Raw genomic sequence first — 20,383 nt, 5'->3', positions numbered from 1 at the left:
CACCCGCTCTACGCCGGATCGTAGACCGGCGTCTGCGCGCGGAAGTTGCGCCCGACTGGTTCACCCACGCTCAGGTAGTGGCGGAACAGATAGATCAACGGTTTCCAGTGGGCGACATCGATGTGCTGGGTGCCAGCCACGGTGATCGCTTCGTGCGCATGCACGCAACGGATCCGTCCTTCGACGATCACGAAGCCCTGACCGTCATCCTCGCCGGGCGGGTGCATCGCCATCACGCTGACTTCCACCTGCAGCGGGCACTCGGCAATCGCCTCTGGTGCGACGTGCGTCGAGGCGACCGCACTGAAGCCCCCCAGCGCGAACTTGTCGCGGACGTGCACGTAGCCCATCGCCTGTTTGGCAGTGGGCACCGGGTGGCAGCCTGTCGCGCGCGCGATGGCCTCGACCTGTGCGGCCTGCGCGGAGGATGGGAAGTTCAGTACGCACTCGTTGCGCAGCTGCAGGTTGCGATAGCCCTGACCCTGCACGCCGAGGCCCAGCACTACCCGGTTGCCCAGGGCCCAGAACGAAGACAACGGACTGATGTTGCTGCTGCCGTCGTCGTTCAGCGTGGTCATCAGCAACACAGGCGTGCCCGGGTACAGGACCGAAGGGGTGATGCAGCGGCGGGGAATCGGAGCGGTTTTCACGGCAGGCCTTGCGCTATCGGGGTGGCCACTGTGCCTTGGCAGCGGGTGCCGACGCTTCGGCCTGCATCGAACTGTCGGCCTGCAACGGCGTGCCACAATGCGGGCATGGTCCACACCTCCGGTTCCCTTGTCAGCGTCGGTGCCCTGGTTGGCGACCAGGCGCGCGCATCCATGCTGCTGCAGTTGATGGATGGGCGTGCGTATACTGCGACGGAGCTGGCACGCGTGGCTGGGGTGACACCGCAGACGGCGAGCACGCATCTGCGCAGGCTGGTCGAGGGCGACCTGCTGGTCGCTGTCGCGCAGGGGCGCCATCGCTATCACCGGCTGGCCTCGCACGAAGTCGCCGACATGCTGGAGGGCATCCTGCGCGTTGCGCACCGCACGCCGTCCTGCACCGCTGAGGCATCACGCAGCATGCCGGCGTTGCGCCAGGCGCGTTCCTGCTACCGGCATCTGGCCGGTGTGCATGCGGTGGCGATCACCGACCGCTTGTTGCAGGCAGGGCACCTGGTCCCGCACCAGGCGCATTGGCGGGTGAGTGTGGAGGGCGCAGCGTTCCTGCAGGAGCTCGGCCAGCCGCTGGCTGAGCTGCTGCGGCTTCCCGTGACGGTCAAGCCTGCGCGCTACTGCCGAGGATGCCTGGACTGCACCGAGCGGCGCCCGCATCTGGCCGGGCTGGTCGGCGAGGCGATGCTGGACAGCTTCGTGAAGAACGATTGGCTTCGGCGGGTTGAGGGTCGACGCGAACTGCGCCTGACGCAGCCGGGGCGCGAAGCGCTGTGGACGCGGTTCGGCCTGGCGACATAAGGGCCCCTCCAGTCTCATTCGCCCACGACATGGCAAGGCGCTATGGTCGAGTTCCAAGTCTTAGGGAGCTGCAATGGCGAGCAAGGACATGAACGATCGCGGCACGCTGGCGGTATGCCGGCAATGAGCAAATCTTCTGTGGAAGTACGTTGGCTGACGTTCCGCCTGATGAACGGCCAGTCGATCGGACCGGATCGGCTGAAGGATGGATGGGTGATTGCTTCGGAGACCCGCCACTGTGGCGTGCGGCGTGAAGCCATCGAAGGCGCGGGCGTGGTCTACGCGCTGTATGCACCGGCCAACCTCGCCTCACCGCGGCGCGCGGAGATGCGCATGCGCGAATTCCTGATGAGCTCCGGCTACACCTTCACCATGGGTACGCTGGGCGGCTGACGCCGCCCTTTGGGGTCACGGGCGTACGGTCAGTGCCTGGCCGAGCATGCCGATCGGACCGCGCGCATCGTGCAGCACGGTGCTGGTCAAGCCGAGACCCTGGTGGCCAAACGACACCGACGTGTCGAAGCCCAGCCACTCGCCTTCGGGCATGCCGAACAGGTGCGCGGTCAGATCGAGGGTGGGGAAGGCGACCTCCTTCGGATCGGCGCGCACGGCCATGCCATTGGACAGATCGAACAGGGTGGCGGCACGGGCCAGCGGACTGACCGGCTCGCCGTCCAGCAGCGCGTGCTTCGCGCGCGCCCAGTAGGTGGCACGGCCGGGCCCCTGATCATGTCGGCGGATCTCCACGCTCTTGATGAAACCGCCTGGCCAGACCGTACCTGGGTCCCACGCGGGCATTGATTCCGGCGGAGCAATGCCGGTGATCGGCGTGCCGGCGATGGCCTGCGTATCGTTCGGGCGCATCAGCCATGCACGCACGCGCAGCGCGGGGCGATCGTCATGGCGCAGCGTGGCTTCGACCAGTTCGATGGTGCGACCACCGCGCAGCACCTGTACGTGGGCCTCCATCGCTTCGATCGGAATGGTGCCGAGGATGTCGTAGGACAGGCGCGCGATCAGAAAACCGTGCCCACGCGCTGCGGCGTCACGTTCCAGGTGGTGCGCCAGCAGCCCGATCGCAGGTGCGATGTGTTGTTCGCGGATGTTCCAGGCGCCGCCCGTGTGTTCGGTCGGCAGGTAGCGGGTGTCGCTCAGTCGTTCGAAGAAGGCCATCGTGTGCGTTGTGTCAGCAGGGAGGGGCGGCGGCAGATGCTGCGCGGGTCCCTGCATCGTAAGCGTTTGGCAGCGTGGCCGGCTGAGCCGGCTCCCGCAGGAGCCGGCCGGATGCCGGTCAGGAGGACTGGCAATCCATTTCGCGGCACATCTTGTACTGGGCCAGGCATTCTGCGGGTGTCTTGGCCAGTGGGCCTGAGGTTGCGCGCAGACAATACTCGTACTGCTGGCTGCAGAATTCACAGGGGCCTGCGGCGAAGGCCAGCCCGGTCACGGCCATGCCAAGGAACATCACGGTCTTCAAGGTCGTCTTGATCATCACGTCAGTCCTTTGTGTGCCCGTCAATGGGCCCGGCCACCATAGCAGTCCTTATGGCGCGCCCCTGATGCGCTGCGACACGTTGAGCTCAACGCTGGATTGCCTTCAAGGCATCGACAACCTGTGCTTCAGAGAAGCCACAATGCCCTTCGCCCACCGGCGGCAGCACGCGCGGCAATGGTCGCGCGCCGGCCTGTGCGGCCATCTGCGGATACACCGCCTGCATGTGCGGCACGATGGTGGGATCGTTGTTGTTGAACTGGACCACCAGCGGTCGCTTCAACGCGCCGCTCAGTGCCAGCTTCGCGCGGACATCGGCCTGTGCCGCAGGCACGGGAGCGATGCGCTGCACGCCTGCATTGAACGCGGCGTCGTCACCGAATCCGCTGTACACCACACCAAGGTTGCCGGCCGGCATGCCGCCGCTGCGCGTGGCCAGTTCATGCAGGACCAGCGTGTGCAGGCTGATTGTCCCGGCCAGTGCATCCGGAGCGACCTGCAGTCGCTTGGCGAGCACGTCGGCATGCTGGGGATTCCGTTGCAGCGCGCCGGCGATGCCCTGATAGAGCACTCCCTGCGGCAGCACGGCCGCTTCATGCGAAGCCAGTCCGGTGGCCGGCAGGCCTGCAGCGTTGGGGAAGAAGTAATCGAAGGCGACCAGCGTGGTCAGCAGATCTGCGGCGATCTGTTCGCCACTGAGATTGGCACCGCACAGCGAGACGCCACCGGTGTAGTGCTGCGGGAAGCGTTCGAGGCTGGCGAGTGTCACCGCGCCGCCCATCGAGAATCCGAGCAGCCAGGTGTGGCGCACGCGCTTGAGTTCGCCCAGCGCGTGCTGGCGCAGGCGCTCCATGTCGGTGATCGCATCGGCCACTGCCCAGCCCTGGCTGGCGTAGGCACTCTGCGCGACGGCGTAGCCTGCGGACAGCAGCGTTGCGGTGCTGTCATTGGCGGTCATCGGCGTAGTGCGTGGCACGCCCACCGGCTCGTAGCCGTGCGCCAGCATCACCAGGTCGCCGTTCCAGTCAGCCGGCACGTCCAGGCGCCAGGGTGCGCCCTGCAGCTCACCGCTGAGGGTGCGCGGCGCTGGCGGCGGTGCAGCCAGCGATGTCATCCAAGGCATCAGGCAGAGGGCAAGCGCGTATCCGGGCAAGGGTCGCATCGTGGTCATTCCATGCGGGAATGGCGCCGAGCATAGATCCCCGCAAAACCTTGCGCGCGCTGCACTGCCGCAGGGGATTGCCCGCCGGCCAGGCTGCGCTCTACGCTGGCGGCATGGTCCTGCACAGCACCGCGTCGATTATCCGCATTCCCCACGGGAAGGCGGGATAGCGCGCGGTCGCCACGGCCATGCAACCCGCCCGGGAAGGCGGGTTGCATGCGGCGCTCTCCCGGGTACTGGAATCCATCGAGGAGAACGCAGATGCATCATCTTTCATCGACCGACAATGCGCCGACCCTGCACCTGGTGTGCGGCAAGATCGGTGCCGGCAAATCCACCCTGTCGCAGCAGCTGGCGGCGCAGCCACGTCATGTGCTGATCAGCGAGGACGCCTGGCTGGCCGCGCTGTATCCCGACCAGATCCATTCCGTTGCCGATTACCTGCAGCACGCGGCCGCGCTGCGCGGAGCGCTGACGCGGCATGTATGCGCGATCCTGCAGGCCGGCGTTTCGGTCGTGCTCGACGTTCCGTTCAATACGCCGGCCGCCCGTGCATGGGGCCGCGAACTGTTCGAGTCGGCCGGTGTTGCCCACCAGCTGCATTTTCTCGATGTTGCCGACGCCATCTGCAAGGCGCGGCTGCATGCCCGCAACGCGCGCGGCGAGCACCCGTTCCAGGCCAGCGACGAAGCCTTCGAGCAGATCACCCGTCACTTCGTGGCACCTGCGCAGGAAGAGGGCTTCATGGTGATCCGTCATTCACAGGAGGCTTGAGGGCGCAGAGAGTGCGGCGTTCAGTCGACCATTTCGGTGGCGATTCCGATACGATCTGTCGCATTGAGCTCGCCTCGCTTGACCCGGAGTCCCGTCATGGTCGACCGTCTCGCCATACTGCTTGAACGTTTTGCGGTGACCGCCTCGGTATTCCATGCCGGTGCGCTGTGCGGCATCAACACGCTGGAGGGAGAAGACGAGGCGGGTCAGCTGCACCTGGTGCGGCGCGGGCCGGTGCAGGTCAGCCACGGGCAGCAGACCGTGCAGGTCGAAGTGCCGAGCCTGCTGCTGTATCCGCGGCCGATGCCGCATCGCTTCAGCACCGACCCGCAGCAGGGCGCCGACATGGCCTGCGCCAACCTGCATTTCGAGGGCGGCCGGCTCAATCCGATCAGCGCCGCGCTGCCTGATTTCATCTGCCTGCCGCTGGCCGATCTGTATGGCGGCAACGCGGCGCTGGAACTGCTGTTCGAAGAAGCGTTCGAGCAGCGTTGCGGGCGGGCGGCGATGGTCAACCGGCTGTTCGAGGTGGTGATGATCCAGGTGCTGCGCCAGCTGATGGAAGGCGGCGAGATGCGTGGCGGCCTGTTCGCCGGGCTGGGTCATCCGCGGCTGCGGTTGGCGCTGGTGGCGATGCATGAAGCGCCGGCGCAGGCGTGGACGCTGGAGGACCTGGCCGAAGTGGCCGGCATGTCACGCAGCGTGTTCGCCGCCAGCTTCCGCGAGGCGATGGGCACCACGCCGGGCCAGTACCTGCAGGGCTGGCGGGTGGGGTTGGCGCAGCAGGCACTGCGCCAAGGCAGACCGCTGAAGCGGATTGCCGATGATGTGGGCTATGGCAGCGAAGCGGCGCTGTCGCGCGCGTTCAAGGCGCACACCGGGCAGTCGCCGCGGGAATGGCGGGGACAGGCCCGTGCCAGTGCGGCCTGAGCGTCAGCCGAGCACCAGCCGGGCCAGCTTCATCCCACCGAACAGGCCGGCCAGGCCCAGTGCCACCGAGCCGCCGGCATACAGTGCCGCCAGCCCATGCTGGCCACGCTGCAGCAGCAGGCCGATCTCCAGCGCATAGGTGGAAAACGTGGTGTAGCCGCCGAGGATGCCGGTGGCCAGCAGCAGGCGCAGCTGCGGCGAGGCGCCATTGCGCATCGCGAAGACCTCGACCACCACGCCCATCAGCAGGGCGCCGCTGACGTTGATCAGGAAGGTCGACCAGGGCCAGGGACTGCCGACGGCCACCCGCGCGCCGATCAGGTTGCAGGCATGGCGCAGGCAGGCACCGATGCCGCCTCCGACGAAGACCAGGAAATAATTGTTCAGTGTTTGCATGGCGTGCCTCGAATGCGGGTTCGCAGGGTCAATGGCGAACGCCGAGGGCAGGCACGACCTGCCGTCGACGAACACCGGGTTCGTCCTGGCAGGAGCCATCAGCCTTCTCAGGCGGTTATCGGGGGAGCCCCATCCCCATCGCGGTCCATGCTACCAGCGGCGGTGCATTCACGTCATCGAGGTCGTCAGCACGCGGGCGACCTTGCTGCGGCTGAAGCCATCCATCAGCAGTTCGAACGCGAGCAGATCCAACGCTGCATGGCGGCGATGGTCGATCTCCAGCCCGTTCTCGGCCACCAGGTGACTGACCAGCTCGTAGGCGTCCTGCCAGACATCCAGATGGGCCTGGCTGGGGATGTAGGCACTGCCAGGCTCACCGACGCCGAGCCCGCTGACCCCGTACAGCAGCTCGCGTGCGTCCAGCTTGGCCGCATCGGCGATGCGGAACAGCTGTTCGGCTTTCACGTGCGAGGCGCTCACGTGGTCGTTGAGCCAGTTGCTGATGGTTGCTGTCGTTGATTTGGCGGCGCGTGCCAGATCGGCCGGGCGTGGGTGCCCGGCTTTCTTCATGGCTGCCGCGAGTCGTTGGCCGAGAGTATTCATCTATGCAAGCCAGCTTAACGCGTGGATTGCGAAGAAGCCTTGTCGCAAGAATCAGTCTGGTTAACAGAAGGACCGACCGTGACCGAATTCTGGAGCAAGCGGCAGGTGCGCACCCGGCTGGGATTCCAGACCGATGCCGAACTGGCCCGCTTCTTTGGCATCAGCCGTTCCGCAGTGTCGCAATGGCCGAAGGATTTCCCGATTCCGGCCCTGCGGCAGTACATCCTGCATCAGCGCTATCCGAACCTGTTCCCCACGACAGAAGCGTCGGCGGGCGAATCCATCTGACTTGCGCCGCCTTTTGTCGCATTTAGCACGCTAAGCGCAATTTGCTAAGTATGCTTAGCAAAATAGGCAAGATCGATCGATCTGAGGGTCACAATCGGCGCCATCTACTGGAGTCATCGGTCCATGGTTCCCGCGGCCTGTCGGCTTCACCCCATCCGGGGGCCCCGGGGTCCCGTATGTAGTTTCGTGAACGATTAATAATTTCAATCGCTAAAGTCGCCGCATGTAATTGACCTGTCGTGAAATCTATGACTAATTGGAGTCAACCAAGCGTGAAGCCTGGGAGTCTTTCAGTAGCACGCAAGTGAGTCGGTAGACCGTCAACAATGCAGAACAAGTCCAACGGAGGTCGTATGGAATACGGCATGCATGGCTTGGCTGAACGGGTACGCCGCGAACTGGAAGCCAGTTACCACAAACACGGATGCGGTCCGGCGTTCTGGGATACCTACCAGCAGGTGCTGGACCGTCTGGTCCCGCAGGGGACCGAGCGTACCGAAGTCACCAATGAAATGGCGCTGATCATCGAACAGCTGGGCATCGTCCGGCGTGCGCAGCTTGTGCCGCCGCACGCCAGCGGGTCGCGTTGATTCAGAGCAGGCGCCAGGCGCCGCAGGCAAGCAGCGCCAGCAGCAAGGACAGCAGGGCCAACGTCCGGGGTCGCCACAGGCGCTTCGGTTGTCCGGCCATTGCCTGCGGACTGCAGTAGCGCACCAGCGCCGGACCGAAACCGGCCCGGTGCTGCTGTTGTGCGCAGGCCTCCAGGCAGGCACCGCAGGCCAGGCAATCGGCTTGCGGTCCCTGTCGGATGTCCAGTTGCATCGGGCAGGCAATGACGCAGGCCGCGCAATCGGTGCAATCACCCAGACGGTCGGCGCTGAAGGTCGGCATCGGTCCAGCCAGCAGCGGATGCGCGGCGCGGAATACGTAGTCCTGCGCAGTGGTCGGGTCGAGCAGGCCGCGGCCACGGCCCAGCACCCCGCCGAGCCCGGATGGACGTGGCCCGCGCGGCTCACCGCGACGGGCGTCGTACAGCATGCGCGGCGTATGCGGATCGGTCAGCAGTGGTTGCATGCGTGCGAACGGGCACAGCGAACGGCAGACCTGCTCGCGCAGGAAACCGGCGTTTCCCCAGGTGGCAGCGGCATAGAACAGTACCCAGAACGTTTCCCAGCCGCTCCAGCCAGCGTTTGGCGCGGCGGCCAGCAAGCCGGTGATCGGGCTGAACAGGCCGACGAAGGTAATGCCGGTCCACACTGACAGCAGTCCCCAGGCAAGCTGGGTGACCGGGCGTACAGCAGGTGCCGGCAGCATGCGGGCCGCGCTGCGGGCGATCCAGTCGAAGGCGCGCCGCCACAGCGTCTGCGGGCAGGCATGGCCGCACCAGATGCGTCCGGCGAGGTGGGTAAGCAGCGCCAGGCCGACGGCCAGTACCGCCAGCAGGCCGATCAGTACGCCGACGTCGCCGGGCCACAGGGTCCAGCCGAACAGGTCGAATCGCCGCGCGTTGATGTCCAGAAGCAGCGCCTGGCGGCCCTCCCAGCGCAGCCACGGCAGTGCGTAGAACAGCGCCAGCAGGGCGGCGCTGAGCGTGCCGCGCCAGTGCCAGGGACGGGGAGTCCGGGTACATGACGTGCTCATCCCAGCGGCAGCTCGTCGTCGTCATCGCTCGGCATGGGCCGCTGCAGGTACCAGGTGACCGCGCTGGACAGTGCCGTCACCGACCAGAACATGAAGAATCCCGCCGTGTAACCCAGTTCGCGGCTGATTGCGATGCCCGGGAAACTGATGGCCTGCAGGCGCAATGGATCGACGAAGGCGAAGAACACCACGCTGGCCACGCCGGCGGCGATGAAGCTGGGCCAGAGGATGGCGCCCCACTGCTGGATCAGCCGCTGGCGGCGGTTGGGAGAAGGTCTGTTCATGCTGTCCCGGATCGAAAAGTGGGCGGCGCGTATACTTCGCCAGGGTCGGCGCCGCATCCGCAGGGCATGCTTCCTGCAAGCGTGCCAGCCTAGGCGCAGCGGACTGCGCCGACATTGATCTGGATCAACGGTGGTGATGGCCGGCTGCGGCACACTGCCGGCACGCTTTGGGTACCCCGATGAACGCAACACCGCCGCCTGTCCTCCCCGTCGCCTCGCCCGAGTTGTGCACCGAGCAGGAAGTGACCCGCCTGGTTCACGACTTCTATGCGCGCGTGCGCGAGGAAGAGCGGCTGGGGCCGGTGTTCGGCGCGCACGTCCACGATTGGCCCGAGCACCTGGCGCAGCTGGTCGACTTCTGGTCGGCGATGCTGCGCGGCACCCGCCGGTTCAAGGGCTCGCCGATGTCCAAGCACATGGCCATCGAGCTGGACAAGGACCTGTTCGACCGCTGGCTGGTGCTGTTCCGGATCACCACCGCCGAATGCAACAACCCGCCGATGCAGGAGCTGGCCAACGACGTGGCCGCGCGCATCGGTGACACCTTCTGGAAGCGCTACCAGATGCTGCGCTGGCCACAGGTCGGCCTGCCGGTGCTGGGCATCCCTGCCAAGGATTGATCTGGGTCAAGGCGGCGCAGGCCGCCCGGCGCGATGCTGGCGGCATGGACACGTTCTCTCCCGCCGCTGGTGGCCTGGCCTGGACCTTCGACCCCGATCTTCTGCGTCGGCACGACCGGCCGGGCCCGCGCTACACCTCGTACCCGACCGCGCCGCATTTCCATGATGGCTTCGACGCGCCGGCACTGCGCCAGGCGATCGCCGACAGCAACCAGCTGGCCCGTGCGCTGTCGCTGTACGTGCATGTGCCGTTCTGTTCCAGCCCCTGCTTCTACTGCGGCTGCAACCGGGTGATCACCCGTGATCGCGGTCGTGGCCACAGCTACGTCTCACGCGTGCTGGCCGAGGCCGACCTGCTGGCGCCGCAGTTCGATGACGGCCGCGAGGTGATCCAGCTGCACCTGGGTGGTGGTACGCCGAACTTCCTCGATGCCGAAGCGATGACCACGCTGGTGGAAGGGTTGCGCCGGCGCTTCGATTTCAGTGATTCGCCGCAGCGCGATTTCTCGATCGAACTCGATCCGCGCTTCATCGACACCCGCGACGTCGCCATGCTGGCGCGGCTGGGCTTCAACCGGGCCAGCCTGGGCGTGCAGGATTTCGATCCGCAGGTGCAGGAATCGATCAACCGCGTGCAGGGCGTGCAGCAGACGCTGGACATCCTGCGCGCCTGCCGCGACAGCGGCATGCGTTCGGTCAACGTCGATCTGATCTATGGGTTGCCGGGACAGAGCCTGGAAGGCTTCGGTCGCACCCTCGAGCTGGTGCTGGCGCTGCGCCCGGACCGCCTGGCGGTCTACGGCTACGCGCATCTGCCGCATCTGTTCCGCGCACAGAAGCAGATCGACGAAAGCTGTTTGCCGTCGCCGGAAGACAAGCTGGCGCTGCTGGGCCTGGCGGTGGAGAAGCTCTCCGCGGCGGGCTACCAGTACATCGGCATGGATCACTTTGCGTTGCCGGAAGAGGATCTGTCGCGCGCACAACGCGCAGGCCAGCTGCATCGCAACTTCATGGGCTATACCACCCACGCCGATACCGATCTGCTTGGCCTGGGCGTGAGTGCGATCAGCCACATCGGTGCCACCTACAGCCAGAATCCGCGCGACCTGCCGTCGTGGGAGGATGCGGTGGACCAGGGCCAGCTGCCGGTCTGGCGCGGCGTGGCACTGAGTGCCGACGACCAGCTGCGCGCGGAACTGATCCAGCAGCTGATGTGCCAGGGCGAAGTGGATGGCACGGTGCTGGGCCAGCGTCACGGCGTGGATTTCGAGCAGTACTTTGCCGAGGACCTGCGTTCGGTACAGCGGCTGCAGGAAGACGGCCTGGCCGAATACCGCGATGGCGTGGTGCGCGCCAGTGAACCCGGGCGACCGCTGCTGCGGCTGCTGGCGATGTGCTTTGACCCGTATCTGCGTGCCGCGCACGAGCAACCACGTTATTCGCGGGCGATCTGAAAGCGGGACGTGCTGCGTGCGTGTGGTGCCCGGAGCCGGAATCGAACCGGCATGACCTTGCGGTCGGCGGATTTTAAGTCCGATGCGTCTACCAGTTTCGCCATCCGGGCCTGCAGCGCGGCGCCGATTGTAGCCCACCTGCGGTTCCGCAACCGGATTGCATCATGGCCGCGGCGTGCTTAACTGTCGATCGCATTCATGTCATAGTCCCTGCCATCGTTCCCAGGGGGGGAGCCACCTGATGTCGCTGCACGCGATTGCCTATGCCAGTGAGGCCCGCGCCGATCTGCAGACAACCGATCTTGACCGCCTGCTGGCCGACGCCACGGCATTCAATCGTGTAGCCGGTGTCACCGGTGTGCTGATGTTCGACGGAGCGCGCTTCCTGCAGTATCTCGAGGGCCCGGAGGACGGCATCGATTCGGTGTTCCAGCGCATCCTCAATGCGCGCAGCCACGGGCAGCTGAAAGTGTTGTGCCGTGCCCCCGTGGTGCAGCGCGCATTTCCGCGCTGGTCGATGGGCACGCGGCGGATCGAACCGGAGCTGCTGGCACAGATCGTCGACGCCGCGTGGCCCGGCTTCCTGCTTGGCAGCGGTGGATTCGAGCGCCTGCTGCAGGCCTGGACCGGCGCAGACGGCGAACTGGAACCGGCCGCGGTGGCGTTGGGGTCCTGAGCCCGCCTTGGCGGCAGGGCGCCGGGGCCGGTAGGCTGTACCCTTTCTGGCGCAGGTTTTCCGGAGTGGTGCAGCAGATGAGTGTGTTGGCCGAGGCCATGGCAGCGTATGTGCGATCGCATCCGTTGCGCGGGATGTGCCGATGAGTGCGCCGGTAGCGGCGGCCAGCGCACCTCGGTTTGCGGTGATCGGCCTGGGCTACGTCGGCCTGCCGTTGGCGGTGGCGTTTGGCCGGCAGTGGCCGACGTTGGGTTTCGATATCGATGCCGGTCGCATCGCCGAGCTGCGCAACGGCCAGGACCACACGCTGGAAATGGAATCCGACGAACTGGCCAGTGCGCAGCTGCTGCAGTACGGCAGCGATCCGGCACTGCTCGATGCCTGCAACGTCTACATCGTCACCGTGCCGACCCCGATCGATGCTTACGAGCAGCCCGACCTGGAGCCCCTGCGTTCGGCGACACGGCTGATTGCCAGTCATCTTCGCGCCGGCGACCTGGTGATCTACGAGTCCACGGTCTACCCCGGTACCACCGAGGAAGTGTGCGTGCCGCTGCTGGAGCAGGGTTCGGGCCTGCGCTTCAACGAAGACTTCTATTGCGGCTACAGCCCGGAACGGGTCAGCCCCGGCGACCGCCAGCGGCGCCTGGCCGACATCCGCAAGATCACTTCCGGCTCGACAGCGGAAGTTGCTGCGGTGATTGATGGTCTGTACCAGCGCATCATCGCTGCCGGTACCTTCCCGGCACCGTCGATGCGGGTGGCCGAAGCGGCCAAGGTGGTCGAGAACATCCAGCGCGACGTCAACATTGCGCTGGTCAACGAGCTGGCCCTGATCTTCGACAGGCTGGGCATCGATACCCAGGACGTACTGGACGCCGCCGGCAGCAAGTGGAATTTCCTGCCGTTCCGGCCGGGGCTGGTCGGCGGCCATTGCATCGGCGTGGACCCGTACTATCTCCTGCACAAGTCCGAGAGCGTGGGCTATCACCCGGACCTGATCCACACCGCACGGCAGGTCAACAACCGCGTCGGCGAGCACGTGGCGGCGCGGGTGCTGGCGATGCTGGCCGAGCGTGGCCGTGCGCCGGCGGACGCACGCATCCTGGTGCTGGGCGTGACCTTCAAGGAGGATTGCCCGGACCTGCGCAACAGCCGCGCGCTGGAGCTGGCGCAACGCCTGCGCGATGCCGGTGCGCAGGTGGAGGTCAGCGACCCCTGGGTCGGCCCGGCGGCGTTGACCGGCGAGGGCCTGGATTGGCTGGCCGATCCCGGGGCGGGGTGTTATGACGCGGTGGTGCTGGCGGTGGCCCACGCCCGTTTCAAGGCGATGGATGAATCCGCAATCCGGGGGCTGCTGGCGCCGGGAGGCCTGGTCTACGACGTGAAATCGGCCTGGCCGCGCAACGTGGTTGACGATCGCTTGTAAGCCTTGGCAGCGGGCGGCGCGGTAGACTCGGGGGCAGTTGCAACCGAGGAAAGCCATGCACCGGTATATCGTCTACCTGCTCGCCATCCTGATGTTCCCGATATGCCTGTGGCTGGCCACGATCTGGCCGGCCTGGTATTGGGGCGTCGGCCTGACTGCCGCGATGGTGGCGCTGGGGACCTGGGACCTGCTGCAGAAGCGCAGCACGCTGCGCCGCAACTATCCGGTGATGGCGCACTTCCGCTACGGGCTGGAATCGATCGGCCCGGAGATCCGCCAGTACTTCGTGCAGAGCGACCTGGAAGACGTGCCGTTCTCGCGCCAGCAGCGTGCACTGATCTACCAGCGCGCCAAGAACGAGATGGACACGGTGCCGTTCGGCACCCTGCGCAGCACCTATGCGGTGGATTACGAGTGGATCAACCATTCGCTGGCACCGACCGCCATCGCCAGGCATGACTTCCGTGTGTTGATCGGCCCGAACTGTGCCAAGCCTTATTCGGCCAGCGTGTTCAACATCTCGGCGATGAGCTTCGGTTCGCTGTCGGCCAATGCCATCCGCGCGCTGAACGAAGGCGCACGCCGCGGTGGCTTCTATCACGACACCGGCGAAGGTTCGATCTCGCCCTACCACCGCGAGATGGGCGGCGACCTGGTGTGGGAGATCGGCTCGGGCTACTTCGGTTGCCGTGACGAGAAGGGCGGTTTCAGCGAGGAACGCTTCGTTGCCAATGCCACCCATGATCAGGTCAAGATGATCGAGATCAAGCTGTCGCAGGGCGCCAAGCCCGGCCACGGTGGCGTGCTGCCGGCGCCAAAGGTGACCGCCGAGATCTCGGTGACGCGTGGCGTGCCGATGGGTGTGGACTGCGTGTCACCGTCGCGTCACTCGGCGTTCTCGACGCCGGTCGAGCTGCTGCAGTTCGTTGCACGCCTGCGCGAGCTGTCCGGTGGCAAGCCGGTCGGTTTCAAGCTGGCCATCGGCCACCCGTGGGAGTGGTTCGGCATTGCCAAGGCGATGCAGGAAACCGGGCTGCTACCGGACTTCATCGTGGTCGACGGCGCCGAGGGTGGCACGGGGGCGGCACCGGCGGAGTTCGTCGACCATGTCGGCGTGCCGATGCACGAAGCGCTGTTGTTGGTGCACAACACCCTGGTCGGCCTGGATCTGCGCGATCGCATCCGCATCGGTGCGGCCGGCAAGATCACCAGCGCGTTCGACATCGCGCGGACCATCGCGCTGGGGGCTGACTGGTGCAATGCCGGCCGAGGCTTCATGTTCGCGCTGGGCTGCATCCAATCACTGAGCTGCCATACCGACAAGTGCCCGACCGGCATCGCGACCCAGGACCCGGCACGCTGGAAGCATCTGGATGCACCGGACAAGGCCACCCGTGTGTACAGTTACCACGAGCACACGCTGCACGCCCTGAAGGAGCTGCTGTGTGCGGCGGGCCTGAACGATCCGGCCGAGCTGGGGCCGGAGCACATCCTGCGCCGCGTCTCACCGGTGGAAATCCGTTCGCTGGCCTCGCTGTACCGCTACCTGGATCCAGGCGAACTGCTGCACAAGGTGCCCGACCATGCGGTGTTCCATGCGTTCTGGGCCGATGCACGCAGCGACTCGTTCCAGCCGCCGCCGAAGATCCAGGCGCTGCGCGCCAGCAAGTCGCGGTAACCGTTGCTGTAGCGTCGAGCCCTGCTCGATTGCCTTTCGATCAGGCGTCGAGATTAACGATTCTGTAGAGTCGAGTCTTGCTCGACTGCCTTTCAATCAGGCATCGCGCTGTTGGAACGAAGAACAGCCGAGCATGGGCTCGGCTCTACAAGGAGGCGTCATGCAGTTCAGGACCGGCACCATGGATGATGTGGCCAGGCTGTGGGCCCTGCGCACGCGCTGTGTGCGCGAGACCTGCAGCAGCCATTACCCTCCCGAGGTCATCGCGCCCTGGTCTGCCTCGCCGCCACCGTCGCAGTACGCGCGGCTGTTGTCGCAGGGGGGCTGCGTGGTGGCCGAGGACGGGCAGGGTGTCCTGCTCGGGTTCGGCGTGTTTGATACCGATGCCAACGAGGTTGATGCGTTGTTCGTCGATCCGGATCGCGGCGGTAAGGGCATCGGCCAGGCGCTGATGCAGCGCCTGCTGGCGATGGCCGATCGTGATCGTGAGGTAGTGCTGTCGGCCTCGCTCAACGCCGTGCCGTTCTATCAACGGCACGGGTTCATCAGCGTGCGCGAAGAGACCTATCCGCATCCCAGTGGCGTGGCGCTGGCCTCGGTGAGCATGCGCCGGCCGTGGTGATGTAGCGTCGGGCTTGCTCGATGTTTTTTGTAGAGTCGAGCCATGCTCGACTGCTCTATCGCCTGAATCAAAAGCAGTCGAGCATGGCTCGACTCTACAACGCAGGTGTCAACGCGCCGCCAGCCACCCGATCACGCCTTCCGCAGCACGCAGGCCACTGGCGTAGCACGCGGTCAGCAGGTAGCCACCTGTCGGCGCCTCCCAGTCCAGCATCTCGCCGGCACAGAACACGCCGGGCACTGCCCGCAGCATCAGGCCATCATCCAGCGCATCCAGGCGCACGCCACCGGCGGTGCTGATCACCTCGGCCATCGGCCGGGGGCGCAGCAGGCGCAGGGGCAGGCGCTTGAGCGTAGCTGCCACGGCAGGCAGGTCGTTGCCCGCTTCCTTGCCCAGCATCTCGAACACCAGTGCGGCTTTCACTGCATCCAGGCCGGCCTGGCGGCGCAGGTGCTCGCCGAAACTGCGACCCTTGCGCGGGCGTGACAGGTCGGCCAGCAGGCGTGCTTCATCGCGGCCCGGTACCAGGTCCAGCCACAGCATCGCGTGGCCATCGCGGTTGATGGTCTCGCGCAGGTCTGCGGCCAATGCATAGATCAGGCTGCCTTCGATGCCGTACTCGCTGGCCACGCACTCGCCCTGCAGCGACTGCGGTTGTCCCGCCAGGTCCAGCCAGTGCGCGACCACCGGCTTCAACGGTGCGCCGGCATTGCGCTCGGCGAAGAACGGCGTCCAGTCCACGTCGAAACCGCAGTTGGCCGACTGCAGCGGTGCGATATCCACGCCACGTGCCTGCAGTGGCGAGACCCAGGCGCCGTCGCTGCCCAGCTGCGGCCAGCTGCCGCCGCCCATGGCCAGCACGGTAGCATCGGCATGCACTTCAACGGCGCCGTCTTCGGTTTCAAATCGCAGGGCGCCGTCGTCGCTCCATCCGATCCAGCGGTGGTTGGCGTGCAGGCGCACACCCTGTTCTTTCAGGCGGCGCACCCAGCCGCGCAGCAGTGGGGCTGCCTTGCGGTCGACCGGGAACACGCGGCCGGAGCTGCCCACATAGGTCTCCACGCCAAAGCCGGCAGCCCAGTCGCGTAGCGCCTGCGCGTCGAAGCCGTCCAGCCAGCGTCCCACGGCAGAGGCCTGCTCGCGGTAGCGGCTGTCGAACAGCGGCCGCGGATCGGAATGGGTGAGGTTGAGCCCGCCCTTGCCGGCGATCAGGAACTTGCGGCCGGGCGAACCCTTGGCCTCGTACAGGTCCACGTCCATCCCAGCGGCGCGCAGGCGCTCGGCGGCGAACAGGCCGGCCGGGCCGCCGCCGATGACGGCGACCCGCAGAGACGTTGCGGTATTACGGTTTGACATCGAGCAGCTCGACATCGAAGACCAGCGACGAGCCGGCTGGGATCGGGCCAACCCGGCGGTCGCCGTAGCCGTAGTCCGGCGGGATCATCAGCGTGCGCTTGCCGCCGACCTTCATGCCGGCCACGCCCTCATCCCAGCCGCGGATGACCTGGCCGGCGCCGAGCGCAAAGGTGAACGGTTCGCCACGGCTGACCGAGCTGTCGAAGGTCTTGCCGTGCTTGGTTTCGGTGCGGTTGTCGTAGATCCAGCCGGTGTAGTGCACGGTCACCTTGTTGCCGGCAACGGCTTCGGCGCCGGTACCCGGGACGGTATCGATGCGCTCGAAGGTGGTCAGGGTGCCACCCGGCGGCGGGCCGGACGGTTCGGTCGAGCAGCCAACGGCGGCGAGGGACAGCAGCAGGGGAAGCAGCAGGCGGCGCATCGGGCGTCTCCGGAAGGGCGCAGGGCGAGGGCGGCAAGGGTAGCGCATCGGCGCCGGGTATCATGGGGCCATGGCAAAACTCCTGCTCAATCTGCGCAATGTCGGCGACGACGAATACGCCGATGTCTGCACGCTGCTCGACCAGCACGGCATCGCCTGGTATCGCACCGAACCCAGCCCCTGGGGCATTTCCAACGGCGGCCTGTGGCTGCGCGAGGACGCCGATCATCCGCGTGCAAAGGCGCTGATGGCCGAGTACCAGGCCGAACGCGGGCCGCGCATCCGTGCCGAGCGCGAGCAGGCGTTGCGCGAGGGGACGGCGGAGACCTTCGGCAGCCTGTTCCGGCGCCGGCCGGTATATGTGGTGCTGGTGCTGCTGGCGATGGCCGGTGCGGCGGCGCTGGTGCTGCTGCCGTTCGTGCTGTTGCGGGGGTAATGGGGCTTCTGGCCGGGTTGCACCCGGCACCCGCGGTAGTGCCGGCCGCTGGCCGGCAACAGCAACAGCAAGAGCAACAGCAACAGCAACAGCAACAGCTGGCATTCCGTGGGATGGCGTGGCGGTGTGGGCAGGCGGGGGACGGCAAAAACTGCTCCTGCGTGCCTCGTAGAGCGCCATCCATGGCGCTCTGCGCCCCCGCCTGCCCACACCGCCACGCCTCTGACAGGTTCATGAACTCTGTAGATCCACGCCATGCGTGGATGAACGTGAAAATCTGACCCTGGAGTGGTCTGGCGCTAAAATGGCGGGATGATCGCCAATACCGCTGCCTACCATTTCGCCGTCATCGACGCCCCCCAGGCCCTGTGCGACCAGCTGCTGGCGCGTGCCGAGGCGGCGCAGCTGCGCGGCACGATCCTGGTGGCGGGCGAGGGGTTGAACCTGTTCCTGGCCGGTGCGCCGGAGGCGGTCGAAAGTTTCTATGCGGCGCTGCATGCCGATGCGCGCTTTGCCGATATGCGGGTCAAGACCAGCCTGAGCGAGCATCAGCCGTTCGCGCGGCTGAAGGCCAAGGTGAAGGACGAGATCATCAGCTTCCGCCGTGATGACGGCCAGCCGCTGGAGTATCCGCGTGCACCGGCGGTCGATCCGGCTACCGTGCAGCGCTGGTTGCGGCAGGGGCATGATGACGCCGGCAAGCCGGTGGTGATGCTCGATACCCGCAACCTGCAGGAAGTGGAGTACGGCACCTTCAAGGATGCGCTGGTGCTGCCGATTCACAAGTTCACCGACCTGCCCGAGGCGCTGGCGCCGCACCGTGAGGCGCTGAAAGACAGCACCGTGGTCAGTTTCTGCACCGGCGGCATCCGCTGCGAGAAGGCCGCGCTGTGGATGGTCAACGACGGCATGGACAACGTGCTGCAGCTCGATGGCGGTATCCTCGGCTACTTCGAGGAGGTGGGCGGCGAAGGTTACGAAGGCCGCTGCTTCGTGTTCGACGAGCGCGTGGCGCTGGATGCCGAGCTGAAGCCGATGGTCGACCAGCCGCTGCCGGAGCCGCGCCCCAGCGCGTTCTAAGCCGGGACGTCGATTCCCCGGTAGAGCCGGCCGCTGGCCGGCTGCCGGGGCAGGTTGCCTGCCGGCCAGCGGCCGGCACTACCGGATCAGCGCGGTCAGCCCTGAACCCGTCCCACGGGAATCAGCATCCCGCCACCGTCACTGGCCGCCGCGCCCGACCGACCCCATTCATGGGGGATCCTGTGACGGAAAACTGCTGATGATCCCGTTGTCGATCCTTGACCTGGCCCCGGTCTGCGAGGGCAGTGACACCACCGCTGCCTTCGCCAACATGCTGGAACTGGCCCAGCACGCCGATGCGCTGGGCTACCGCCGCTACTGGCTGGCCGAACACCACAACATGCCTGGCATCGCCAGCGCGGCCACCGCCGTGCTGATCGGTCACGTGGCGGGTGGCACAAAGCGCATCCGCGTCGGTGCCGGCGGCATCATGCTGCCCAACCATGCGCCGCTGCAGGTGGCCGAGCAGTTCGGCACGCTCGCCTCGCTGTATCCGGACCGCATCGACCTCGGCCTGGGCCGTGCGCCGGGCACCGATCAGCCGACCGCGCGTGCACTGCGCCGCTATTTCGACAGCGCCGACCAGTTCCCGCAGGACGTGCGCGAGCTGCTGCATTACTTCGAACCGGTACAGCCCGGGCAGGCGGTGCAGGCGGTTCCGGGTGGTGGCCTGCGGGTGCCGACCTGGATCCTCGGTTCCAGCCTGTTCGGTGCGCGCATGGCCGCGTCGATGGGCCTGCCATACGCGTTCGCCTCGCACTTCGCACCGGACGTGATGGACGAAGCGCTGGCGGTGTACCGCCGCGAATTCCGCCCCTCGGCCACGCTGAAGCAGCCGCACGCGATGCTGGCCCTGAACGTCGTTGCCAGCGACAGCGAAGCCGAATCGCGGCGCCTGTTCACCAGCCAGCAGCAGAGTTTCGTGAACCTGCGTCGTGGCCGACCGGGCAAGATTCCGGCACCCATCGACGACATCGAGTCCTTCTGGGAGCCGCACGAAAAAGTGGGCGTGGAGCGGGCACTGGCCTGCACCGTGCTGGGAGATCCGCAGCAGGTGGCGGAAGGCATCGCCGCGTTTGTCGAGCGCCACAAGCCGGACGAGCTGATGCTCACCGCCAACCTGTATGACCACCGTGCGCGCCTGCGCTCGTTCGAACTGGCGATGCAGGCCTGGCACGCCCGCCACGCGGGCTGAACAATTGCGTCACGGCCCATTGCGGCCGAACCGCGTCTGATGGGGGCTCATATCGAAGGAGCCCCCACATGGCCGACACCCGCGCCGAACACATTGCCCAGCTGGCAGAACTGATCAAGGACGTGGAGGTGGCGATGTTCACCACCACCGGCGTCGACGGCCGCCTCTACAGCCGGCCGCTGGCCACCCAGCAGGTCACCTTCGACGGTGATCTGTGGTTCGTCATCACTGCCGACAGCCCGAAGGTGGCCGAGATTGCGCTCGACCCGCGCGTCAACGTGGCCTATGCCTCGCCATCGAAGAACACCTTGACCCGTCCTGAATTGGGTTGACACCTTTTCCCTCTGGAAAAGGAATGTTCAATGAAATCAACAATCAGGCGCAGT

Annotated in this window: 25 protein-coding genes, 1 tRNA gene, 1 pseudogene and 1 riboswitch; of the genes and pseudogenes, 16 read left to right on the top strand and 11 right to left on the bottom strand. The window is 66.4% G+C overall.

The window, feature by feature from the left end; genetic code table 11:
* Positions 1 to 8: 8 nt before the first annotated feature.
* Complete coding sequence (locus ACX9OT_RS10685; RefSeq protein ID WP_189719739.1) at positions 9 to 650, bottom strand: flavin reductase family protein; 642 nt, start codon at positions 648 to 650, stop codon at positions 9 to 11.
* A 105-nt stretch (positions 651 to 755) separates the two neighbouring features.
* Between ACX9OT_RS10685 and ACX9OT_RS10680 the strand changes: the two genes are divergently transcribed.
* Both ACX9OT_RS10680 and ACX9OT_RS10675 read left to right on the top strand, forming a co-directional pair.
* Positions 756 to 1,460 carry an ArsR/SmtB family transcription factor gene (locus ACX9OT_RS10680; RefSeq protein WP_459002010.1) on the top strand — a complete coding sequence of 235 codons (705 nt, stop codon included), beginning with the start codon at positions 756 to 758 and terminating at the stop codon, positions 1,458 to 1,460.
* Positions 1,461 to 1,583: 123 nt separating this feature from the next.
* Entirely contained in the window at positions 1,584 to 1,853 is a 270-nt protein-coding gene (locus ACX9OT_RS10675; protein WP_032128923.1) for a hypothetical protein, read from the top strand.
* 15 nt (positions 1,854 to 1,868) lie between these two features.
* Here ACX9OT_RS10675 and ACX9OT_RS10670 read toward each other — a convergent pair whose 3' ends face one another.
* From ACX9OT_RS10670 to ACX9OT_RS10660, 3 genes are all read right to left on the bottom strand, one after another.
* The gene (locus tag ACX9OT_RS10670) at positions 1,869 to 2,633 is read right to left on the bottom strand and encodes a thioesterase family protein (protein WP_459002007.1); all 765 of its coding nucleotides are present in this window, start codon (positions 2,631 to 2,633) and stop codon (positions 1,869 to 1,871) included.
* Between the two features lie 118 nt (positions 2,634 to 2,751).
* A complete protein-coding gene (locus ACX9OT_RS10665) occupies positions 2,752 to 2,952 on the bottom strand; it encodes a hypothetical protein (protein ID WP_032128925.1) in 201 nt (66 codons plus the stop codon).
* 88 nt (positions 2,953 to 3,040) lie between these two features.
* Positions 3,041 to 4,114, bottom strand: a complete 1,074-nt coding sequence (locus tag ACX9OT_RS10660; RefSeq protein WP_459002005.1) for an alpha/beta hydrolase family protein — start codon at positions 4,112 to 4,114, stop codon at positions 3,041 to 3,043.
* A gap of 261 nt (positions 4,115 to 4,375) precedes the next feature.
* Here ACX9OT_RS10660 and ACX9OT_RS10655 point away from each other — a divergent pair, with 261 nt between their 5' ends.
* A complete protein-coding gene (locus tag ACX9OT_RS10655) occupies positions 4,376 to 4,888 on the top strand; it encodes a P-loop nucleotide/nucleoside kinase family protein (protein WP_459002003.1) in 513 nt (170 codons plus the stop codon).
* 96 nt (positions 4,889 to 4,984) lie between these two features.
* Positions 4,985 to 5,818, top strand: coding sequence for an AraC family transcriptional regulator (locus ACX9OT_RS10650; RefSeq protein WP_032128928.1), 834 nt, complete (start codon positions 4,985 to 4,987; stop codon positions 5,816 to 5,818).
* Between the two features lie 3 nt (positions 5,819 to 5,821).
* Here the strand turns inward: ACX9OT_RS10650 and crcB are convergent, their stop codons facing one another.
* Both crcB and ACX9OT_RS10640 read right to left on the bottom strand, forming a co-directional pair.
* Positions 5,822 to 6,214 (bottom strand): fluoride efflux transporter CrcB, encoded by a 393-nt coding sequence (gene crcB / locus ACX9OT_RS10645; RefSeq protein WP_032128929.1) that lies wholly within the window; start codon positions 6,212 to 6,214, stop codon positions 5,822 to 5,824.
* 82 nt (positions 6,215 to 6,296) lie between these two features.
* Positions 6,297 to 6,360, bottom strand: a riboswitch (Fluoride riboswitch).
* A 22-nt stretch (positions 6,361 to 6,382) separates the two neighbouring features.
* Positions 6,383 to 6,784 (bottom strand): transcriptional regulator, encoded by a 402-nt coding sequence (locus ACX9OT_RS10640; RefSeq protein ID WP_010486043.1) that lies wholly within the window; start codon positions 6,782 to 6,784, stop codon positions 6,383 to 6,385.
* Between the two features lie 111 nt (positions 6,785 to 6,895).
* Here ACX9OT_RS10640 and ACX9OT_RS10635 point away from each other — a divergent pair, with 111 nt between their 5' ends.
* On the top strand, positions 6,896 to 7,105 hold the full coding sequence (locus tag ACX9OT_RS10635) for a helix-turn-helix domain-containing protein (protein WP_032128930.1): 210 nt from the start codon (positions 6,896 to 6,898) through the stop codon (positions 7,103 to 7,105).
* 353 nt (positions 7,106 to 7,458) lie between these two features.
* Entirely contained in the window at positions 7,459 to 7,695 is a 237-nt protein-coding gene (locus tag ACX9OT_RS10630; RefSeq protein WP_032128931.1) for a hypothetical protein, read from the top strand.
* A gap of 1 nt (position 7,696) precedes the next feature.
* Here the strand turns inward: ACX9OT_RS10630 and ACX9OT_RS10625 are convergent, their stop codons facing one another.
* Together ACX9OT_RS10625 and ACX9OT_RS10620 are read right to left on the bottom strand one after the other, a co-directional pair.
* Positions 7,697 to 8,746 carry a 4Fe-4S dicluster domain-containing protein gene (locus ACX9OT_RS10625; RefSeq protein WP_121503772.1) on the bottom strand — a complete coding sequence of 350 codons (1,050 nt, stop codon included), beginning with the start codon at positions 8,744 to 8,746 and terminating at the stop codon, positions 7,697 to 7,699.
* Positions 8,743 to 9,030 (bottom strand): hypothetical protein, encoded by a 288-nt coding sequence (locus ACX9OT_RS10620; protein WP_459001998.1) that lies wholly within the window; start codon positions 9,028 to 9,030, stop codon positions 8,743 to 8,745. The genes ACX9OT_RS10625 and ACX9OT_RS10620 overlap by 4 nt, the downstream gene beginning before the upstream one ends.
* 179 nt (positions 9,031 to 9,209) lie before the next feature.
* Between ACX9OT_RS10620 and ACX9OT_RS10615 the strand changes: the two genes are divergently transcribed.
* Positions 9,210 to 9,650 carry a group III truncated hemoglobin gene (locus ACX9OT_RS10615; RefSeq protein WP_032128934.1) on the top strand — a complete coding sequence of 147 codons (441 nt, stop codon included), beginning with the start codon at positions 9,210 to 9,212 and terminating at the stop codon, positions 9,648 to 9,650.
* Positions 9,651 to 9,694: 44 nt separating this feature from the next.
* Positions 9,695 to 11,104 carry an oxygen-independent coproporphyrinogen III oxidase gene (gene hemN / locus ACX9OT_RS10610; RefSeq protein ID WP_459001996.1) on the top strand — a complete coding sequence of 470 codons (1,410 nt, stop codon included), beginning with the start codon at positions 9,695 to 9,697 and terminating at the stop codon, positions 11,102 to 11,104.
* Positions 11,105 to 11,127: 23 nt separating this feature from the next.
* Here the strand turns inward: hemN and ACX9OT_RS10605 are convergent.
* Positions 11,128 to 11,214: transfer RNA gene (locus tag ACX9OT_RS10605), tRNA-Leu, on the bottom strand.
* A 131-nt stretch (positions 11,215 to 11,345) separates the two neighbouring features.
* Here ACX9OT_RS10605 and ACX9OT_RS10600 point away from each other — a divergent pair.
* The 4 genes from ACX9OT_RS10600 (at position 11,346) to ACX9OT_RS10585 (ending at position 15,509) form a co-directional block, all read left to right on the top strand.
* Positions 11,346 to 11,780 carry a BLUF domain-containing protein gene (locus ACX9OT_RS10600; protein WP_032128935.1) on the top strand — a complete coding sequence of 145 codons (435 nt, stop codon included), beginning with the start codon at positions 11,346 to 11,348 and terminating at the stop codon, positions 11,778 to 11,780.
* Between the two features lie 142 nt (positions 11,781 to 11,922).
* Positions 11,923 to 13,209 carry a nucleotide sugar dehydrogenase gene (locus ACX9OT_RS10595; protein WP_049399955.1) on the top strand — a complete coding sequence of 429 codons (1,287 nt, stop codon included), beginning with the start codon at positions 11,923 to 11,925 and terminating at the stop codon, positions 13,207 to 13,209.
* 55 nt (positions 13,210 to 13,264) lie between these two features.
* A complete protein-coding gene (locus ACX9OT_RS10590; protein ID WP_459001993.1) occupies positions 13,265 to 14,887 on the top strand; it encodes an FMN-binding glutamate synthase family protein in 1,623 nt (540 codons plus the stop codon).
* Between the two features lie 160 nt (positions 14,888 to 15,047).
* Entirely contained in the window at positions 15,048 to 15,509 is a 462-nt protein-coding gene (locus tag ACX9OT_RS10585) for a GNAT family N-acetyltransferase (protein ID WP_049399957.1), read from the top strand.
* Between the two features lie 108 nt (positions 15,510 to 15,617).
* Here the strand turns inward: ACX9OT_RS10585 and ACX9OT_RS10580 are convergent, their stop codons facing one another.
* Both ACX9OT_RS10580 and ACX9OT_RS10575 read right to left on the bottom strand, forming a co-directional pair.
* Positions 15,618 to 16,865, bottom strand: a complete 1,248-nt coding sequence (locus ACX9OT_RS10580) for a TIGR03862 family flavoprotein (protein WP_125894752.1) — start codon at positions 16,863 to 16,865, stop codon at positions 15,618 to 15,620.
* Positions 16,852 to 17,286, bottom strand: a complete 435-nt coding sequence (locus ACX9OT_RS10575) for an FKBP-type peptidyl-prolyl cis-trans isomerase (RefSeq protein ID WP_049421508.1) — start codon at positions 17,284 to 17,286, stop codon at positions 16,852 to 16,854. The genes ACX9OT_RS10580 and ACX9OT_RS10575 overlap by 14 nt, the downstream gene beginning before the upstream one ends.
* Before the next feature lie 70 nt (positions 17,287 to 17,356).
* On the opposite strand from ACX9OT_RS10575, the gene ACX9OT_RS10570 reads away from it, so the two are divergent.
* The 4 genes and pseudogenes from ACX9OT_RS10570 to ACX9OT_RS10555 all read left to right on the top strand — a co-directional run.
* Positions 17,357 to 17,722, top strand: a complete 366-nt coding sequence (locus tag ACX9OT_RS10570; protein WP_032128940.1) for a DUF6164 family protein — start codon at positions 17,357 to 17,359, stop codon at positions 17,720 to 17,722.
* A 312-nt stretch (positions 17,723 to 18,034) separates the two neighbouring features.
* Positions 18,035 to 18,802: a sulfurtransferase gene (locus tag ACX9OT_RS10565; RefSeq protein WP_049421507.1), complete on the top strand. Its 768-nt coding sequence runs from the start codon at positions 18,035 to 18,037 to the stop codon at positions 18,800 to 18,802.
* Between the two features lie 199 nt (positions 18,803 to 19,001).
* Positions 19,002 to 19,997: an LLM class flavin-dependent oxidoreductase gene (locus tag ACX9OT_RS10560; RefSeq protein WP_049400370.1), complete on the top strand. Its 996-nt coding sequence runs from the start codon at positions 19,002 to 19,004 to the stop codon at positions 19,995 to 19,997.
* 68 nt (positions 19,998 to 20,065) lie between these two features.
* Positions 20,066 to 20,305 (top strand): annotated as a pseudogene (locus ACX9OT_RS10555) (pyridoxamine 5'-phosphate oxidase family protein); the annotation flags it as partial.
* Positions 20,306 to 20,383 lie beyond the last annotated feature (78 nt).

This window comes from Stenotrophomonas genospecies 3 (assembly GCF_054473855.1).
The sequence above is the reverse complement of the archived record's forward strand: the minus strand, read 5'-3'. Positions and strand labels throughout refer to the sequence as shown.

Bases quoted from the DNA above. Each gene is read 5' to 3' on its own strand.
- ACX9OT_RS10680 (WP_459002010.1), top strand. From the start codon at position 756: ATGGTCCACACCTCCGGTTCCCTTGTCAGCGTCGGTGCCCTGGTTGGC.
- ACX9OT_RS10675 (WP_032128923.1), top strand. From the start codon at position 1,584: ATGAGCAAATCTTCTGTGGAAGTACGTTGGCTGACGTTCCGCCTGATG.
- ACX9OT_RS10670 (WP_459002007.1), bottom strand. From the start codon at position 2,633: ATGGCCTTCTTCGAACGACTGAGCGACACCCGCTACCTGCCGACCGAA.
- ACX9OT_RS10665 (WP_032128925.1), bottom strand. From the start codon at position 2,952: ATGATCAAGACGACCTTGAAGACCGTGATGTTCCTTGGCATGGCCGTG.
- ACX9OT_RS10660 (WP_459002005.1), bottom strand. From the start codon at position 4,114: ATGCGACCCTTGCCCGGATACGCGCTTGCCCTCTGCCTGATGCCTTGG.
- ACX9OT_RS10655 (WP_459002003.1), top strand. From the start codon at position 4,376: ATGCATCATCTTTCATCGACCGACAATGCGCCGACCCTGCACCTGGTG.
- ACX9OT_RS10650 (WP_032128928.1), top strand. From the start codon at position 4,985: ATGGTCGACCGTCTCGCCATACTGCTTGAACGTTTTGCGGTGACCGCC.
- crcB (WP_032128929.1), bottom strand. From the start codon at position 6,214: ATGCAAACACTGAACAATTATTTCCTGGTCTTCGTCGGAGGCGGCATC.
- ACX9OT_RS10640 (WP_010486043.1), bottom strand. From the start codon at position 6,784: ATGAAGAAAGCCGGGCACCCACGCCCGGCCGATCTGGCACGCGCCGCC.
- ACX9OT_RS10630 (WP_032128931.1), top strand. From the start codon at position 7,459: ATGGAATACGGCATGCATGGCTTGGCTGAACGGGTACGCCGCGAACTG.
- ACX9OT_RS10625 (WP_121503772.1), bottom strand. From the start codon at position 8,746: ATGAGCACGTCATGTACCCGGACTCCCCGTCCCTGGCACTGGCGCGGC.
- ACX9OT_RS10620 (WP_459001998.1), bottom strand. From the start codon at position 9,030: ATGAACAGACCTTCTCCCAACCGCCGCCAGCGGCTGATCCAGCAGTGG.
- ACX9OT_RS10615 (WP_032128934.1), top strand. From the start codon at position 9,210: ATGAACGCAACACCGCCGCCTGTCCTCCCCGTCGCCTCGCCCGAGTTG.
- hemN (WP_459001996.1), top strand. From the start codon at position 9,695: ATGGACACGTTCTCTCCCGCCGCTGGTGGCCTGGCCTGGACCTTCGAC.
- ACX9OT_RS10600 (WP_032128935.1), top strand. From the start codon at position 11,346: ATGTCGCTGCACGCGATTGCCTATGCCAGTGAGGCCCGCGCCGATCTG.
- ACX9OT_RS10595 (WP_049399955.1), top strand. From the start codon at position 11,923: ATGAGTGCGCCGGTAGCGGCGGCCAGCGCACCTCGGTTTGCGGTGATC.
- ACX9OT_RS10590 (WP_459001993.1), top strand. From the start codon at position 13,265: ATGCACCGGTATATCGTCTACCTGCTCGCCATCCTGATGTTCCCGATA.
- ACX9OT_RS10585 (WP_049399957.1), top strand. From the start codon at position 15,048: ATGCAGTTCAGGACCGGCACCATGGATGATGTGGCCAGGCTGTGGGCC.
- ACX9OT_RS10580 (WP_125894752.1), bottom strand. From the start codon at position 16,865: ATGTCAAACCGTAATACCGCAACGTCTCTGCGGGTCGCCGTCATCGGC.
- ACX9OT_RS10575 (WP_049421508.1), bottom strand. From the start codon at position 17,286: ATGCGCCGCCTGCTGCTTCCCCTGCTGCTGTCCCTCGCCGCCGTTGGC.
- ACX9OT_RS10570 (WP_032128940.1), top strand. From the start codon at position 17,357: ATGGCAAAACTCCTGCTCAATCTGCGCAATGTCGGCGACGACGAATAC.
- ACX9OT_RS10565 (WP_049421507.1), top strand. From the start codon at position 18,035: ATGATCGCCAATACCGCTGCCTACCATTTCGCCGTCATCGACGCCCCC.
- ACX9OT_RS10560 (WP_049400370.1), top strand. From the start codon at position 19,002: ATGATCCCGTTGTCGATCCTTGACCTGGCCCCGGTCTGCGAGGGCAGT.